This is a genomic window from Bacteroides sp. ET71 (assembly GCF_023336905.1).
Taxonomy (GTDB): Bacteria; Bacteroidota; Bacteroidia; order Bacteroidales; family Bacteroidaceae; genus Bacteroides.
The window spans coordinates 1-421 of the sequence record NZ_JAMBLS010000152.1 but is presented as its reverse complement, the minus strand read 5'-3'; the positions used below and the strand labels follow the sequence as shown (position 1 = coordinate 421).

At 51.3% G+C, this 421-nt stretch carries 1 pseudogene; it reads right to left on the bottom strand.

Going from position 1 to position 421, the window contains the following annotated elements:
• Positions 1–376 (bottom strand): annotated as a pseudogene (locus tag M3090_RS15640) (recombinase); the annotation flags it as partial.
• Positions 377–421: the final 45 nt, after the last annotated feature.

The following is a 421-nucleotide window of genomic DNA, read 5'->3' as shown; positions in this document are numbered from 1 at the left end:
CTTTGTGGTACTCCATGAAGTCGCTGAAATAAGCCCGGTAGGTCTTTATGGTGGATGGGCTGTAGCGTTTCTGTTCCAGCAGTTCCAGATAGCCTTCCGGCAGCGTGTATTCCCTCTTGGGTCTGGGATGCCGCACATATACCCGGCTGTAATCAATATAGGCATGGGGAGAATAACGGTCGTAAAAATCCGACAGCTTGAAAACAGCCGCCGCCATGCAAGCGGAATCCTTGCCGGTCATTTCCACGCCTGTATCCTGAGCGAGCAGCAGGGGGATTGCCCCGTTTCCTGCATACTCTATCCGGACATAATCCACACCATCCTTTTCTTCCTTGTGCAGGATGATGCTCCCTCTTTGCCTCTGAGCCTTGTCCATGTCGTCGAATTTTGCTTCATGGCTTCAAAGGTAGTGAAAAAACGG